Below are 15,489 nucleotides of genomic sequence, written 5' to 3' on the forward strand. Positions count from 1 at the left end.
GAACTACTCCTTGGGTTGAGGGAACTACGGGTACAGCAACGGAACAGGTCATCAGAAGCGCGCGGTGACACCAAGCTTCAGCGTGCGCCCTGGCGCCGGCAGCGTGGAGCGAGTGGCCGGGTCGACGTAGTAGCGGTTGCCGAGGTTGGTGCCGACCAGCTCGACGCTGGCATGGTCGTTGATGCGCCAGCGCGCGTAGGCATCGACGGTGGTGATGTTTCCCCAGGTGAACGGCACGTTCTGCCAGATCAGGCCACCACTGCCGGCGTACAGGCGGTCACGGTAGGCCTGCAGGTCCGGGTTCTGGTGGCGCTGGTAATGCACGACGCGGCTGCCCAGCTCCAGGCGCTCATCGAACAGCCGGGTGCCCAGCGACGCGTTCACCGACAAGCGGGGAATGGCCTGGGTCAGCAGGTAGCCACTGACGAAGCCGTCCTGCACGCAGTTGGGCACCTTGCCGGCGAGTGCATCGAGCTGCACCGCCATGCTTTCGTCACAGACCTTGTTTTCCAGCGTGCGGGTGATGCCCAGGTCGGTGAAGAAGCGGCGGTTGTCGAACCGCGCCTGCAGCTCCACGCCGCGGATGCGCTGCTTGTCCAGGTTGTCGAACAGGAAATTGCCGTCGCGCTCGATGACGTTGCGGGTCTTGTGCACGTAGTAGGCCAACTTCACGTCGGCATCAGCGGTGTTGCCGAACAGCGCCGACAGGTTGTGCACGTAGCCCACTTCGTAGTTGTAGGCGTGCTCGGGCTTGAGCGGGTACAGCGGGCTCAGGCTGCTGGAGAACGCGATGGTGCTCTCGAACATGCTGGGGAAACGCACCGCCTCGCTGTAGCGGACGTAGGCGCGCGCATTGGGCGAGAAATGCGCGGTGGCCGAGAAGGTCGGCAGCCAGGCATGGTCGCGCCTGCGCTCATTGCGCCCGGACACCGTCTGCGGCGGCCCGCTCTGGATGCTGCACAGGATCTGCGCCCCCTGCACCGGCAACAGCCCGGGAATGGCCGCCACCTGGCCATTCAGGCAGGGGTTGCTGGCACGGCTGTAGTTGCCGTCCGCATCCGGCAGCCACGGAATGGTGTGGTCCACCGCAACCGGCGTCTCATACCTGCCCAGCAGGCCCTTCAGCAGATCATCAACGATGAAGCCCATGCCGATGCTGTCCCAGAACGCGCGCTGCGACTCGATGGCGTCGATCTCGCCCTGCAGGCTGGCCGGGCGTTCGGGCAGTTCGTTGACGCGGTAGCGGGCCTCCTTGGGGAACACCGAGGTGGTCATCAGCTCCGGGTGGTCCTGCAGGAAATCATCGAAGGCCCAATAGCGCGCGTAGCGCACGCCGGCACTCAGGGAGAGGAAATCCACCGGCCGCCAGTCCAGCACCAGGTAGCCCTCGCCTTCCTGGCGGCGCCCCGCGCGCGGATACATGCGCCAGCCATCGCTGACGCCGAAGTACGGGTCCGCCGAGCGCAGTCTCTCGAACTGCCAGTTGCCGCCCACGGTCAGGTCCAGGGTGGAATGCAACGCGAAGCGGTTGCTCAGGGTCAGGCCGGTGCGGTCGTTGCGGGCATTGGCCAGCGCGGTATTGCGCAGGATCGGGCTGCTGCCGGGGTTCCAGTCGGGGTTGCTGGCAAAATTGGGGAAGCCGCCAGCGGTGTACGTATCGCTGGTGGTTTCGGTGCGCCACAGGTTGGCACGCAGGTCCAGCCAGCGGCTGCCGGCAGGCTGCCAGTGGTATTCCAGGTTCCAGGCATCGGCATCGACGCGGCTGAGCGGCCACTGGATGCGACCGTAGTCGGGCGCGGACAGGATGCGCGAGGGCATGATCTCGCCGTAGTGCGAGAGCGTGCGCCGCCAGGTCGCGCGCAGCTGCTGGTCGTCGTTGATCTGCCAGGTCGCTTTCAGCAGCCACGATTCCTGCTCGCTGGAGGTATTGGGCACCTCGTCGCCGGGCTTGAAGTAGCGCGCCAGCGTGGTGATGTAGTCCAGGCCCTTGTACTCGAACTGCTCGCGCGGATCCTGGTCGTAGTACGCCGCGCCCCGGGTGCCGGAAAAGTAGTTGCCGCGCTTGCGCCAGGCATAGGCCGCCATCAGGTCCACGTGTTCGCCACGCAGGCCCAGCGCCAGCCGCCAGGCCTGGTCTTCCCCGGCGAACACATGGGTTTCAGAACCGCGCGACTTCACCGGCACCAGCAGCGTGCTGTCGGCATACGGTGCGGAGGGTGAGCCCTGCGGGAACCCCGGCACCGTGCGGTAGTCCTCGCCGGTATGCAGCCGCGGCAGGCGTGGCGCCACCGCATTGCTGCTGCCTTCGATCTTCAGCTCCCCGCCGAAGCGCTCGCCGGCAGCAACAATGTCGTCAACATCGATGGTCTTGATCACCAGCGCGCCACCGATCCCGCTGTGCACATCGCGCACCAGCCCTGGCCCCTTGATGACCTGGATGCCACCGATCAGGTTGGGATCGATGTAGTTGCGGTTGCTGACGCCGTTGTAGCCGCGCCAGACCGTGAGCGCCTGCTCGCCACCGTCGATGCTGACCGGCACCCGCCCCGGCCCCTGGATGCCGCGGATGTTGATGTCCAGCGCGCCGCTGTTGCGCGCATCACCGCTGAACACACCGACCAGATCCTTGACCACGTCGGCCGGGTTGGAGCCGCGATAGCGCTCCACACGGTCGCGCCCCGAGTACGCCGTGGTCAGATCCAGCGCGAACACATCATCGTAGCCGCGCCGATCACGCGCCTCGCCCCCTTCCGACTGCAGGCGACCGGCCACGTCCAGTGTTTCGGTCACCCGCACCCCTTCTCCGTCCCCTTCCCCCGCCTCCGCTGCGGCGCGCAGGCTCCAGGTGCCATCCATGCCGCGCTGGGCACGCACCCCACTGCCGCGCAGCAGCTGCTGCAGGGCCTGCATCTGGCTGTACTCGCCGCTCACCGCGCTGGATCGACGGCCCTCCACCAGGTCACTGCGGAAGACCACCTGCACATCGGCCTGGCGGCCAAAGCTGCGCACGGCATCGGCCAACGGTTGTTCCGGAATGGCGTAAGTGCGCAGCGGTGCGGCCACTGTGGCTTGCGCCTGCACCACCGGCACCCAGGCCAGCGGCAGCAATGCGGTGGAGATGGCCAGGGCCAGGACGGTAGCGCGACGATGACAGGCGGATGCCGTGGACGGCATGGACAGGAACTCCTCAAGCGGGGCGGGACCACGGCCACGTCCGGTGCCCGGTGGTGTGTCTGGCTTGAGAAGAAACGCGGTTTCGCTCTGGCTATACCTCTATAGACAGCGGGGTACGACGACTGCCCACGGTTTTTTCATGTTTTTTCATGCAGCCGGTTAATGCGTGCTCCGCGGGCGCTTCACCACACCAGCAACGCACCTCCGGGCAAGCGCTGCACTCGCAGTCCCGCCTGCGCGGCCACGGCGTCGATGGCCGTGTCCGGTTGCTGCAGATGGAACAGGCCACTGACCCGCACGCGTGTACCCTGCCCGCCCACCACCCAGACCGGGGCACGCCGGTAGCGGCCGAGATCGGCGATGGCCTGCGCGGCAGGCAGACCGTCGATCACCACCTCACCGCGACGCCACGGCGCCATCGCCTCCGGCGCGGCCTGTTGCAGCGGCTGCAGCCAGCGCCCGTCACGGAACGCACGCACCTGCCCGGCGCGCAGGCGCTGCACGCTGCCATCGCCCGGGCGCACATCGACCACGCCCTCGCTGACTTCGGTGGTGATGGTGGCGCCCTGCATCGACACGCTGAACGCCGTACCGATATCGCGGATCTGGCCACCGCCGGCCTCGACCTGGAACGGTCGCTGCTCATGCGCCACCTGGAACCAGGCCTGCCCGCGCAGCAGCTGCACGCGCCGCTGCTGGCCATCGAACGTGAATGCCAGTGCGGTGCCGGCATCGAGTACCGCCGTGCTGCCGTCGTCCAGCCGCACCACGCGCGGCGCATCACTGCTGCGCACATCGCTGCGCGCCAGCAGCAACGCGTGCGGTGCGGCCGCGACCATCAGCACTGCGGCCGCAGCACTGGCGAGCAGCCAGGGCAGACGGCGGCGCGGTGCGATCGGGCGCAGCCCCTGCTGATCTGCGGTCAGCTCGGGCAGCGCGGCCAGCACCTCGGGCCCGGCAGCGTCCAACCGCTGCCAGAAGGCCTGCTGCTGGCGCCAGGCCCGCGCGTGGCGGGGATCGGCCTGCAGCCAGCGCTGCAGGGCTCGTTGCTGGCGTTCCGGCAGGGGGCCTGCACTGCGCCGTATCACCCAGCGCAACGCCTGCCTGGCCTGACGCGGCGAGGGTTCGGAGGTGGTCATGATTGTGGCCTGCCGCACCACGAACAGGTGCGCTTTCCTGTTGTGACAACGGCGGGCGCGATCTGCCCACGGTAATCGCCGCTCATCGACGCATTCCCTGCTGCTGTTGTTGGATCAGCAGCGCTGCGCGCAGCACATGCTTGCCAACCAGGCTCTTGGAGATTCCCAGGCGCGCGGCGATTTCGCGCTCGCTCAGGCCCAGGTAGCGGTTGAGCACGAAGCACTCGCGCACCTGGGCCGGCAGGGCGAGGATGGTCTGGGTGATCTCGCGCAGCTGCGCCTGGTCCAGCGCCTGCGCCTCGCCATCATGCCCTGCATCGCCCATGTCGACGGCGTACTCGGCCATCGCTCGCCGCTCGCGGGCGTCGGCCTGGCTGCGGTTGAGCGCGTGATGGTAGGCCATCCGGTACAGATAGCCGCGCGGCTCCAGGATGGGCGGATCGCCGGGCACGCTGCTGGCCTTCAGGTACAGGTTCTGCAGGGTGTCCTCAGTACTGGCCGGGTCGAGATAGCGTGCGATGAAGCGGGACAACGCACGGCGCTCGCGGATCAGCAGCTCGACCAGCGCCAGGGCATTGGGAGACATAGGCGCCAAGGCCGGACCGGGGAATGATGGGCGTGATGGCGACGGTCCGGACGTGGATTGTGGGCTGCGCGGCCGCAGGCGGCAAGCCGCGGGCTCGTTCATCCACGCATGGCAGGTGCTCTGCGAACTGCAGCGCGACTGGGCCCGCTCGGCAACGGTCCCGGATTTCATGAACCTCTTCATCGCAACCGGTGGTACCGCGGGCATCCAGTTCTCGTACGATCGTACCGAGTGATGGGGTGGCGGCCCCGGTCCTGGCTGGGGCCGCCCTTTTTAGCGCAGTCGAGCGTGGCTCGACGCCACAGACAGATGGAGAACGTGATGGCCTACGCACGCATTGTTTCGACCGCCGACAACTATCTGCACCACATCAGCAACGGCAGCTTTGATGTGGATGCGGACGAGCCTGCCTCGCTGGGTGGCCAGGGCAAGGGCTTTGCGCCGTTCGACCTGTACCTGGCCTCGCTGGCGGCGTGTACCGCCATCACCCTGCGCATGTATGCGCAGCGCAAGGGCTGGGAGCTGGGCGAGTTCCATGCCGAGCTGCGCTCGGAACGTGACGAGGATGGGCGTTTCCACGTGCACCGCGTGCTGCATGCCAGCGCCGAGCTGAGTGATGCGCAGTGGCAGCGGTTGCTGGAGGTGGTGGAGAAGACCCCGGTGACCCTGGTGATGCGCGAGGGTGCACGCATCACCAGTGAGCGCGGGAGTGCTGCGTAACCCCATCCACGCATGGCGTGGATCTACAGACGACGCTCGCCGGGCATGGCCCGGCGCTACCGGAGCGGCGCGGGGCCATCGGGTAGCGCCGGGCCATGCCCGGCGGCCACTCAGCGCCGTGAATGCAGTACGGTGCGCTGGCGCATCGCGTTGAATTCCTGCTCCACCTGCTGGATATCCTCGGCCTGGAACCCGGCCGCGTCCAGCAGCTGGTCGGCGGCGGCGGCCGCCAGCGGATCATCGTCACGCTGGCGCCAGCAGCGCGCTGGCAGGAAGTAACCCACTTCGCTGCGCCCGCGCATGATCACCACCGGCCGGCCCGCATACAGCAGGAACTCCGCCAGGTGCTGGCGCAGCCCCTCCACCGAGACATAGGCCGGGCCGATGCCCAGCGATCGGCTGGACGGTTCGGAACTCTCGAACAGCTTGCGACGGCTCATCCACTCCTCCTTATGTGCAGCGCGTGGTCTCCTTTCCCTAGACGGGCGCATCGCTGCGCCCCCGCCACGCACTACGTGATCCACATCACGCCGTCACTCAGAACCCGGTATTGAACTCCAGCTGGAACACGTCGATCGACAGTGGAGCACCGGACACTTCCTTGGCCGCCATCCACTTGCCGCTGATCCAGCTGCGCGCGTCCAGCGCGTAGGCGCCGCCCACGTAGTAGCCGCGGGCGTTGGTGCCTCCGAGGTGGAAGTTCGGGTCGTTGTAGGCGTCCGGCAGCGCATCGGCCTCGATGCGCTTGTAGCCCAGCAGCGCCTGCCACTGCCCCTTCTCCTTCAGGTCGGTGGCACCGAAGGTGGCCTGCACCATCCAGGCGGTGTCGCCGCTGCGGAACGTATCGATGCCGGCGGTGCCACCGGCACCGTAGTTGTTGACGATGCCGCTGTTGGCGCGGATGAACATCTTCTGCTTGTCGTAGGCCAGATTGCGGATGTAGTCGCCATCCAGGCGCAGGCCGATGCCCTGGGCCAGCTGCGTATCCCAGCGCAGGTTCAGCGTGGCCAGGCGGAATGCCGAGGCCAGGCCGACGTACTGCGGGGTGGGCGTGTTGGCTGGATCCAGCGGGTTGCGTGCGATGTCGCGGATCAGCATCAGGGTGTTGCCCTTCTGCATGAAGGCCGGGCGCGACCAGTCGGTGTCGCAGCCGACCGCGCCTGCGTACAGCGCGCACGGCGAGGACAGGCGGCCACTGATGTTCTTGAAATCGTAGTAGCCCAACGCGGCGCGCAGCGCGTTGTCGTCGTTGAAGCGCCAGTTCACGCCCACCTGTGCGCCGGACAGCCACTTGTTCTCGTTCGGGGTCTTGACCCGGCTCTGACTGGGCGCGCTGTCGGAGGTGTACTCCAGCGGTACCACTGCCAGGTTGGCGAACAGGCCGAGGTCACCGCCGTCGAAATCGTACTGCAGGTTGGCGGCCAGGCCGTCGAAGTTCAGGTCGTTGGAGAACAGCGTATCGCTGGTCCAGAACGGATTGCCGAAGCGGCCGCCGCGCACCGTCACCCAATCGGCCGGACTGTAGGCCAGCCAGGCCTGGTCCAGCCACACGTCCTTCTTGCTCAGGCCACCGCCCAGCTGCTCGGTGGTCGACACCGGGCCATTGCTGCTGCCGCTGGCCAGGCGCACGCCGGCCGTGGTGTGCTGGCCGATGGTCGCCTCGATGCCGAGGCGAGCGCGGATGCGCCAGAGGTTGCGGCGGTCCTGGCGGGTGTTCAGCAGCGGCGGCAGCTGCAGGTTGGTGTTGGTGTTGGTGTCGAAGCCGTTGCCGGAATTGATCGACGACCAGTTGCTGACGATGTCGCTGTTGCGTTCGGAGAAGAAGCGCGACTCGCTGCGCACGCGCATGTCACCGGTAACCTTGATGCGCTTGGTCCACTCAGCCACTTCGTTCGGCGCCGCCCAGCCCTCGGACCTGGCCTGCGCCATCACCTCCTGGCGCACTTCGTCACGAATGCCGTCGCGCACGCTCTGCGGTACGTACGGCACGCGCACGTCACCGGCCTCCAGGGCCACGCCACCACTGGCGGCCGGTGTCCCGGCGGCCGCGGTGTGCTGCAATGCCTCTGCTTCGGCCTGCGCCTGCACCAGCAATGCCTGGCCGTCTTCGGGTTTCAGTGCACCGCTGGCGATCAGCCCCTTGATCAGCTTGACCATGGTGGTTTCGGCGGCCATCGCGCCGGCCGGGGCGGCCAGGCTGAGCAGCACGGCGCAGCACAGCAGCGCCCGTCGGGCCGGCCGCGGGCGGCGGGAATCGGTTCGTGCGCGGACGTGGTCGTTCATCACGGTTCTCATCGAATGAAGGGAAATCACGGAGGTCGGGGAATCAGGCCCCGGGCCGGCGGCCCTGGATCAGGACGCGGGCGGGGAAATCAAGCGACGGCGGCGGTGCCTGGTCGACCTTGCCGATGCGACGCAGTGCATCGAGCACGGCCGCGTCGGCCTCCTCGTTGCCACTGCCACGCACCAGCTCGACCTTTTCCAGGCGACCATCGCTGGCCAGCCACACATTCACCTGCAACTGGAACGCCAGACGCTTGACCTTGTCGTCGCGCGAGATCGCCTGCTGCATCAGGTAGCCGAGGTAGCGCCCATAGGTGGCGTTGCCGGCACCGCCACGACCGACACCGGACGAACCGCCACCACTGCCGGACTGGATGCCGAAGTTGTCGCCACCGGCCTGCGCGTCGGCATTCATCGTCACCGGATCGCTGTTGTCCGGGGTCGGCGTCGGCTCTTCGGCCGGCGTCGGCTGATCCAGCGGCTCCGGTTCGGGCATCGCCTCTTCCGGCGGCGTTTCCGGTTCCGGCGGTTTCTCCGGCGGCGGCGGCGGCGGGGGTGGCGGAGGCGGTGGCGGCAACGCCAGCATCGGCGGCTGCACCACCGGCCGGCGGGTGCTTGCGGTGTCCTTGAACAACAGCCACCACAGCGCGACGCCAAGCACCAGCAACGCGACCAGCACCAGCGCGACGGTCACCAGCAACGGGCGACCACGCATGCCGGGCTCCGGCCGAGGGGGTTGATGGGCGGTCATGCCTCAGCCCTGCGCCTTGCCGGTGACCAGGCCCACCTGGGCCAGCTCCAGGCGCCGCAGCAGGTCCAGCACCTCGACCACACGGGCGTACTGCACCTGCGCATCACCCCGCACGATCACCGGAAAATCCGGCGTGGTCGCGCGCTCGGTGCGCAGCCGGTCTTCCAGCTCGGCCATCGTCACCGGGTAGGCATCCAGGAACACCTGGCCACTGGGGTCGATGGTGATCGCCTTGGTCTTTGGTTTCTCCAGCGCTACGGCGTTGCTGGCCTTCGGCAGGTTGACCTCGATGCCGGGGATGGAGGCGTTGCTGGTCAGGATGAAGATCACCAGCACCACCAGCAGCACGTCGACGAAGGGCGTCACGTTGATGCCCTTCTCGCGCTTCTTGATGCCGAACTTCGCCTTCTGGCCCATGGCGCGCCCCTCAGCCCTGCACCGCGGCCGGGCCGCGCCCGTCCTGCTCTTCGGCCAGGCGCGCGGCGAACTCGTCGATGAACACCGCCATGTCGGCGCCGATAGCTTCGGCACGCGCGCCCAGGTAGTTGTAGCCGAACAGTGCCGGGATCGCGACGCCGAGGCCGGCCGCCGTACACAGCAACGCTGCGGCCATGCCGGGTGCCACCGAGTTGATGTCGACCGCGCCGGCCATCGCCGCCACCACGAACACCAGCATGATGCCGATCACGGTGCCGAACAGGCCCACATACGGGGCTCCCTCGATGGTGGTCGACAACCAGTTCATGCGTCGTGCCATTGCCTCCTGCTCACGCACCATCACCGCATCCATCGACGCGCGGATCGCCGCGATGGTGGCGCCACTGAGGTAGCCACTGTTGCCGTCGCGCTGATGGCGCTGCTGCATTTCATCGATGGCCACCTGGTAGATGCGCCACAACGAACCGTCGTGCATCGCGGTGGGGGCCTTGCCCTGGCGGTCCATGTCGGACAGGGTGCGCAGCGGCACACCGGACAGCTTGCCGAAGCTCTCGGTGAACACTGCATTGGCCTTGCTGGTACGGCCGAAGTGCCGCCCCTTGGCGATCATGATCGCCCACGACAGCAGCATCATCAGGCCGAGGATCGCGACCACCACCCAGGCGTCGAACGGCATCGCCTTGAGGATGAAGGCGAAGTGGCTCTGGCCGGTGGACTGCTCGTCGGCGCCGTAGCTGATCAGCCGCGAATCGGCACCCTGTGCGGTGGCATCGGCCAGCAGCAGCGCGGCCGGCCGTGCCACGCGCGAGATGCGCAGTTCATCCAGCGCACCTTCGAAGTTGGCCAGTGGCTGCACCGCGCCCGGCGCATCGGCACCCACCACCGGAGCCGTGCCCAGCGCCGGCAGCGCACCGCTCAGCTGGGCAACGACGCGCCCGTTGAGGTACAGCTGCAACGCGCCCTTCTCTGCCGTCAGTGCAACGTGTGCCCACTGTCCTTCCGGAACCGGCTGCGCAGGCGTGCTGCGCTGGCCATTGAGCTGCACGAACGGCACGCGGTTCTCGATGCCCAGCACCAGTTCGGACGCGCCATCTCGGCGGGCGTAGATGGCCTGCGCAGCGGTGTTGCTGCCGGGCTTGATCCAGGCCGAGACGGTCAGCGGTGCACCCGCTTCCTGTGCCAGCGAGGCGCTGGCCGGCAGCGGCAGCGGCGCGGTGCCCAGCTGAACGCCGCGACCGATCACCGAGCCTTCCGCTGGCGGTGCCACGGCACCGGCGTTGTTGCCGTAGGCGGTGGTATCACGCGCCGGGGCGTTGGCCTCGGCAAAGTGGTAGACCAGCGTATAGTCCGGATCGAACACCTGCTGGCCGTTGCCGCTGGCCGGGGCCTTTTCATTGCCGTAGTACATCCAGATCGTCTGCGGCGCGGCGGCACTGACCGCCGGCACGTCCACCCAGACCAGGGCCAGGCCCATCTGGGGATCGAACTGTTCGATCTGGTGGGCCAGCACGGTACGGCCATCACCCGAGACGAAGCGCAGGTCGTTGCCCGCATCCTGGGTGCCGTCGAAGCCGAAGTTGCCGGTATGCAGGCGCAGCAGCAGCGGCGTGCGGCCCGGGTCACCGGCCAGGCCCGCGCCCTGCGGTCCGGCGTCGATGGTGATCGGCTTGCGGTACTTCCATTCGGCCTGCCACCAATTGGCATCGGCCGCAGCCGCCGGCAGCGCAAGCAGCGCGGCCAGCAGCAACAACACTCGGGAAAGCAAACGGTCCATGCGAAGGGTCTCCGGAGAACGCATGTTCAAGGGAAGGGTCAGTAACTGGTGCTGATGTTGAAATGCAGGCGCGGGTCGTCCTTGCGCGTGACCGGGCCATCGGCGTAGGGCCAGGCGTAGTCCAGGCGCAGTTGCAGGTGTTCACCCAGGCGCAGCTGCGCGCCCAGGCCGACCGAGGCCAGGTTGTACTTGTCGCGCTGTTCGGGCAGCGGCTGGCGCAGGCGCAGGTAGGCCGCGTCGGCAAAGCTGTAGACGCGCAGGTCGGTGCCGCGCCACAGTGACCACGCAGGCGTGCGCCATTCCAGGCTGGCCAGGCCGCCGTAATCGCCGATCGCCTCGGCCGACAGGTAGCCGCGCACGGTGTACATGCCACCTGCGGCGAACTGCTCGGCCGACACCAGTGGCGCATCGGTTACCTGCAGCGAGCCGCGCGCATACCATTGCCAGTCGCTGCCGAAGGTATGCGTGTTGGCCACGTCGGCCTTGAACGCCACGAAACTCGGGTCGGCCCAGTAGCGCTTCTGCCCGAACGCAGTGGCGTCGCTGCCGTAACCGAACAGGCGGCGGGTACCGGCCACCAGCTGGGTGTTGATGCTCAGCTGATCGTGCTCGCCCTGGCGCACGCCGACGAAGGCCAGGGTGATCGGCGCGTACTTCAGCGGCGTCTTCAGGCTGTCCTTGCCCATCTGCGTGTCCTCCTCGGTGTCCTTGAAATCCACGCCGAGGCTGAGCTGGCGCCACCACTGGCTGCTGCCCGGCAGGCGGTAGTTGAGCTTGAGGCCGATCGAATGGCCGTTGCCGATCACATTGGTGCCGGTGCCGGTGCCGACCTGCCCACCTGCATTCAACACGCGGCTGTCGGATCTGTAGCCGGAGGCTTCCAGGCTCCACGGCGTGCCTTCGAACGGCATTGTGTACGAGGCCGAGAACACCTTGGCCTGCTTCGTGTCTTCCGGCGCCAGATACACGCCAAGGTTGGCGCTGTGCCCACGCTTCCAGAGATTGTCGTAGGCCAGCGAAGCACTCAGGCGCAGCTTCTCGGTGTCGGCGCTATGGTCGTTGTTGAGTGACGCACTGGCACGCCACGGCGACTTCTCCTCGACCTGAAGGTCCACATCCATCGTGCCCGGCACCTGGCCTTCGCGCACCAGTGGCATCACCTGCCGACGCCCGCCTTCGTTCAGTGCGGTCAGTTCCTTCTGGGCCTGGTCGAAGTCGGGAACCTTGCCTTCCGCCAATGCCGGTACGCGTTCACGAATGCGTTCGGGCGATTCGTGGCGGGTACCGACCACGCGCAGCTGGCCGATCGGCGTCTGCTGCACCTTCAGCAGCACCACGCCACCGCTGACCTGCTGCTCGGGCAACTCGACGTAGACCGACTGGTAGCCGGCCTGCTGGTAGAGCGCATGGACGGCATCGCGCGCCTTCTCGACATCGGCCAGGGTCTTGCCCGGGCCGAGGAACGGTTCCACCGCGCGTTCAATCTCCCGCGGATCGAGCACCGTGTTGCCGCGCACGATGAATTCGTTGATGTTCACGCTGGGCGCGGGTGCTGCCTCCTGCGCGAGCAGCGGCAGCGGCAGCGCTGCCAGCGCCAGCACCAACGGATGCAGGCGCAGCGGAAGGCGAACGGCTCGGCACGGAACAGGAGTCATCGAAGGCATCGCGTCGTATCGAAGGGAGGGGCCAGGGAGCGGCGCGTGGATCTACCAACAGGACGTGTACATCGCGTCAAAACCGCCAACAGTTTTGTGACAGCGCTGTCATCTTTTGATAGCGCCGCAACGCACGCAGGCGGACCCAGCCTTGGCTACCCGTCTTCATTGCAGGACATCGATTGCTGCGGGAGATTCGAGATGTGTGAATCGCTGATGCCGCGCCTGCGCGCTGCTCTCACCCTCGCCCTGCTGCTGGCGCTGCCATCGGGTCGCGCCGACGAGGCGAAGAAGCAGCAAGAAGCTGCGCCCTGCATCGAAGTGCAGGTCAACGGCGAACGGATTCCGGCCTGGGACTGCCTGCAACGCAAGCTGGCGCCTGCGACAAGGCCGGCGAAGTCGCCGGCGCTCCCCGAAGCCGAACGCCTGATGCGGCAGCCCGGCAACCAGCTGATGCAGTACAACCTGGAAGGCACGCGGCAGCGTATGGGCGATGCGTTCGGTCGCTCGGTGGTGCCGCAGCGACCTGCGCGCTGAGCCTGCGCCTCTGTAGCGCCGAGCCCCTGCTCGGCTGTCTTTGTATCCGTCGACGAGGCCAAGCAGAAGCAGCCGAGCGCAGGCTCGGCTCTACAGGGCGGCCGGCACGATGCCATCGCTCGGCACCGGTGGCAGCGTGGGAACCGCCAGGCTGCGCGACTGCCCTGCCTGGTTCAGCTCCACCGTGTTGGCACTGATGCTGGCCAGCACCGTGCAGGGCCCCAACCGCTGGCCCGGCGCGTAGGCCTCGGCAGGACGCCCATCCACCGAGAGCAGCGCAAGCGGTGCGTGGTCGCCGGCCATCACGCCCAGCACCACCACCTCGGTCTGCACTGCGCCGGGAGACAACAGGCGCACCAGCGGCAGGCTTGCCACCGCATCGAACATCGGCCGCACCGCCGCCTCGGTCTTCGCTTCGCTGGCGGCCGCCACGGGCGCTACCGCAGACAGAGTGACGCCCCAGTAGGCCACCACGGCCAGCAGCAACGTTGCCGCCAGCAGGGTCAGTATGCGATTGCGATCCAAGCGCCTGCCATCCATGTTCCGCACCGTCGCCACGTTCGTCCCTGCCCACGCTAGCAGCTGCGGCTGACGCTTTTGTTTCATCATGCAGGCCTAGGCTGGTAGGCATCGGCCAGCACAGGAGGCAACGTCGATGCAGCGCATGCCGCGTGGTTTCACCCTGCTGGAACTGATGGTGGTGCTGGTGATCATCGGTATCTGCACGGCGGGCATCGGGCTGGGCCTGGGCAGCCTGCTCGACCCGGGCCGGCAGCTGCGACAGGAAGCCGAACGGTTGGCCCAGCGACTGCAGGTGGCGCGCGACGAGGCGCGTATCGATGGCCGCCCCCTGCGCTGGCAGGCCGACGCCGCCGGCTACCGCTTCAGCCGCCGCGAAGGCAGCCGCTGGGTGGACGTTCAGCGCGACGACCTGCTGCGTCAGCAGCAATGGCAACCGGCGGGCATCGCGGTGCAGCCGAGCACGCCGATTGAACTGAGCCCCGAATGGATTGGCGTGGCGTGGGAGGTGACGCTGTCGTTGCAGGGCCGCCAGCTGCGTCTTCGTGATGATGGCAGCGGACAGTTGCAGGTCGTGCAGTGAAGCGGAACAGGCACGGGTTCACCCTGATCGAAGTGCTGATCGCATTGGCGATCGTTTCAATCGCACTGGCGGCGGTGATGCGTTCGGTGGCGGTGGCCACCGACGATCAGTCGCGCCTGCGCGATCGTCGGCTGGCACTGATGTGCGCGCAGGACCGCTGGCAGGAGCTGCGCCTGGCCGGGCAGCCGCCGCAGGATGCACGGCAGCGCTGCGTGCAGGGGCGCAGCACGTTCCTGGTGCTGCAACATCTCGGCAAGGGAAGTGACGGACAGCCGCAACTGGAACTCAGCGTGGTGGCCGAAGAGGCACCGCGGCAGTCGCTGGCGCGGATGCAGCTGCCATGGACCATCATGCAATGAAGCGGGTCGCGCGTGGCTTCACCCTGATCGAGGTGATGATCGCGATCACCATCATGGGTGTGCTGGCGCTGATCTGCTGGCGTGCGCTGGACAGCGTGGCCAGCAGCGACCAGCGCCTGCGCCGGGCCGATGCCGAAACCACGACGGCGTTGCGCATCCTGCAGCAGTTCCAGCGCGATATCGAGATGCGTGCCGACGACGCGCTGATGAATGGTGCAGTGCGTCCGGCCGATCAACCGCAGCGGCTGCTGCCTCCGTCCCTGGTAAGCGAACGGCAGCCAGATGGCAGCTTCGCGCTGGAGATCACCCGCAGTGTCGGCAGTGATGGACTACGCTGGCAGCGGGTGCGCTGGTGGCGGCAGGGCACTACGCTGTGGCGGGCCAGTGGCGCGGCGACGGATCGATACCCCCTGCCCGCGCCTGAGCCGTCGAAAGGCATTGCAGTGGCCAGGGATGTGCAGCGGTTCGAGGTACGCGCCTGGCAGCCGGGCGCTGGGTGGGCGCTGTTGCCGAGCGAAGGCGAGGTGCTGCCGGCCACCGGGCTGGAACTGCGGTTGGGCCTGCGCGATGGGCGTGGGCCGCTGAGCTACCGGCGGGTGCTGGAGCTTTAGGATTCCTCCCAGGCAAAGCATCCACGCATGGCGTGGATCTGCTGCCGAGCGGCTTCTACTGCCCGGCCTGCCCTGGTGGGTGCCGACCGTTGGTCGGCACTGATGCTGGCCCAGCCATCCACGCATGGCGTGGATCTACTGCCGAGCCTGCCGCCGGGTGCCATCCTGCGCCCGGCGGCGCCGCTTCGGTGGTCCTCACCGCTGACGGCCGCTCCCTGCCCTCCGTGCCGTCCTGGCTGGGGCCGCCACCGTTCCCTGGCGGCTGGCCCGATGCTGTCCGTTCCGGCGGTGCAGCTGCATCCACGCATGGCGTGGAACTGCTGGCGACCAAGGTCGGCACCTACCGGGATCGCTCGATGC

The 15,489-nt window shown here is 67.7% G+C and carries 15 protein-coding genes; 5 read left to right on the forward strand and 10 right to left on the reverse strand.

The annotated features are described in order from the left end of the window. Window positions 1-51 precede the first annotated feature (51 nt). The 3 genes from AC5P5V_RS09140 to AC5P5V_RS09150 all read right to left on the reverse strand — a co-directional run bounded on the left by AC5P5V_RS09140 (window position 52) and on the right by AC5P5V_RS09150 (window position 4,899). Window positions 52-3,174, reverse strand: a complete 3,123-nt coding sequence (locus AC5P5V_RS09140) for a TonB-dependent receptor (protein ID WP_134968721.1) — start codon at window positions 3,172-3,174, stop codon at window positions 52-54. 182 nt (window positions 3,175-3,356) lie between these two features. After that, window positions 3,357-4,313 carry a FecR family protein gene (locus AC5P5V_RS09145; RefSeq protein ID WP_231352136.1) on the reverse strand — a complete coding sequence of 319 codons (957 nt, stop codon included), beginning with the start codon at window positions 4,311-4,313 and terminating at the stop codon, window positions 3,357-3,359. An 82-nt stretch (window positions 4,314-4,395) separates the two neighbouring features. After that, window positions 4,396-4,899 (reverse strand): RNA polymerase sigma factor, encoded by a 504-nt coding sequence (locus AC5P5V_RS09150; RefSeq protein WP_065177682.1) that lies wholly within the window; start codon window positions 4,897-4,899, stop codon window positions 4,396-4,398. A 321-nt stretch (window positions 4,900-5,220) separates the two neighbouring features. Here AC5P5V_RS09150 and AC5P5V_RS09155 point away from each other — a divergent pair, with 321 nt between their 5' ends. Beyond that, complete coding sequence (locus AC5P5V_RS09155; RefSeq protein ID WP_134968770.1) at window positions 5,221-5,619, forward strand: OsmC family protein; 399 nt, start codon at window positions 5,221-5,223, stop codon at window positions 5,617-5,619. 110 nt (window positions 5,620-5,729) lie between these two features. Here AC5P5V_RS09155 and AC5P5V_RS09160 read toward each other — a convergent pair whose 3' ends face one another. The 6 genes from AC5P5V_RS09160 to AC5P5V_RS09185 form a co-directional block, all read right to left on the reverse strand. Beyond that, window positions 5,730-6,059, reverse strand: a complete 330-nt coding sequence (locus AC5P5V_RS09160) for a hypothetical protein (protein WP_005416760.1) — start codon at window positions 6,057-6,059, stop codon at window positions 5,730-5,732. A 97-nt stretch (window positions 6,060-6,156) separates the two neighbouring features. Continuing rightward, entirely contained in the window at window positions 6,157-7,902 is a 1,746-nt protein-coding gene (locus AC5P5V_RS09165; protein WP_231352137.1) for a putative porin, read from the reverse strand. A gap of 43 nt (window positions 7,903-7,945) precedes the next feature. Beyond that, window positions 7,946-8,617: a cell envelope integrity protein TolA gene (gene tolA, locus AC5P5V_RS09170; RefSeq protein ID WP_495215867.1), complete on the reverse strand. Its 672-nt coding sequence runs from the start codon at window positions 8,615-8,617 to the stop codon at window positions 7,946-7,948. A gap of 39 nt (window positions 8,618-8,656) precedes the next feature. Then, the gene (locus AC5P5V_RS09175; RefSeq protein WP_049413909.1) at window positions 8,657-9,070 is read right to left on the reverse strand and encodes an ExbD/TolR family protein; all 414 of its coding nucleotides are present in this window, start codon (window positions 9,068-9,070) and stop codon (window positions 8,657-8,659) included. Window positions 9,071-9,080: 10 nt separating this feature from the next. Further along, window positions 9,081-10,865: a DUF2341 domain-containing protein gene (locus AC5P5V_RS09180; protein WP_134968772.1), complete on the reverse strand. Its 1,785-nt coding sequence runs from the start codon at window positions 10,863-10,865 to the stop codon at window positions 9,081-9,083. Window positions 10,866-10,903: 38 nt separating this feature from the next. Beyond that, a complete protein-coding gene (locus AC5P5V_RS09185) occupies window positions 10,904-12,520 on the reverse strand; it encodes a ShlB/FhaC/HecB family hemolysin secretion/activation protein (protein WP_134968773.1) in 1,617 nt (538 codons plus the stop codon). 201 nt (window positions 12,521-12,721) lie between these two features. Between AC5P5V_RS09185 and AC5P5V_RS09190 the strand changes: the two genes are divergently transcribed. Further along, on the forward strand, window positions 12,722-13,057 hold the full coding sequence (locus AC5P5V_RS09190; protein WP_134968774.1) for a hypothetical protein: 336 nt from the start codon (window positions 12,722-12,724) through the stop codon (window positions 13,055-13,057). Window positions 13,058-13,147: 90 nt separating this feature from the next. Here AC5P5V_RS09190 and AC5P5V_RS09195 read toward each other — a convergent pair whose 3' ends face one another. Continuing rightward, window positions 13,148-13,597, reverse strand: coding sequence for a hypothetical protein (locus AC5P5V_RS09195; protein ID WP_061479442.1), 450 nt, complete (start codon window positions 13,595-13,597; stop codon window positions 13,148-13,150). Window positions 13,598-13,712: 115 nt separating this feature from the next. Between AC5P5V_RS09195 and gspH the strand changes: the two genes are divergently transcribed. The 3 genes from gspH to AC5P5V_RS09210 are packed head-to-tail and all read left to right on the forward strand — an operon-like array spanning window position 13,713 to window position 15,129. Further along, window positions 13,713-14,159, forward strand: a complete 447-nt coding sequence (gspH, locus tag AC5P5V_RS09200) for a type II secretion system minor pseudopilin GspH (RefSeq protein ID WP_061479443.1) — start codon at window positions 13,713-13,715, stop codon at window positions 14,157-14,159. Beyond that, window positions 14,156-14,518: a type II secretion system minor pseudopilin GspI gene (gspI, locus tag AC5P5V_RS09205; protein ID WP_231352138.1), complete on the forward strand. Its 363-nt coding sequence runs from the start codon at window positions 14,156-14,158 to the stop codon at window positions 14,516-14,518. The genes gspH and gspI overlap by 4 nt, the downstream gene beginning before the upstream one ends. Continuing rightward, entirely contained in the window at window positions 14,515-15,129 is a 615-nt protein-coding gene (locus tag AC5P5V_RS09210) for a prepilin-type N-terminal cleavage/methylation domain-containing protein (RefSeq protein WP_134968775.1), read from the forward strand. Before gspI ends, AC5P5V_RS09210 begins: the two co-directional genes overlap by 4 nt. Window positions 15,130-15,489 lie beyond the last annotated feature (360 nt).

It is taken from the genome of Stenotrophomonas sp. YJH_SMC_130, assembly GCF_059369035.1.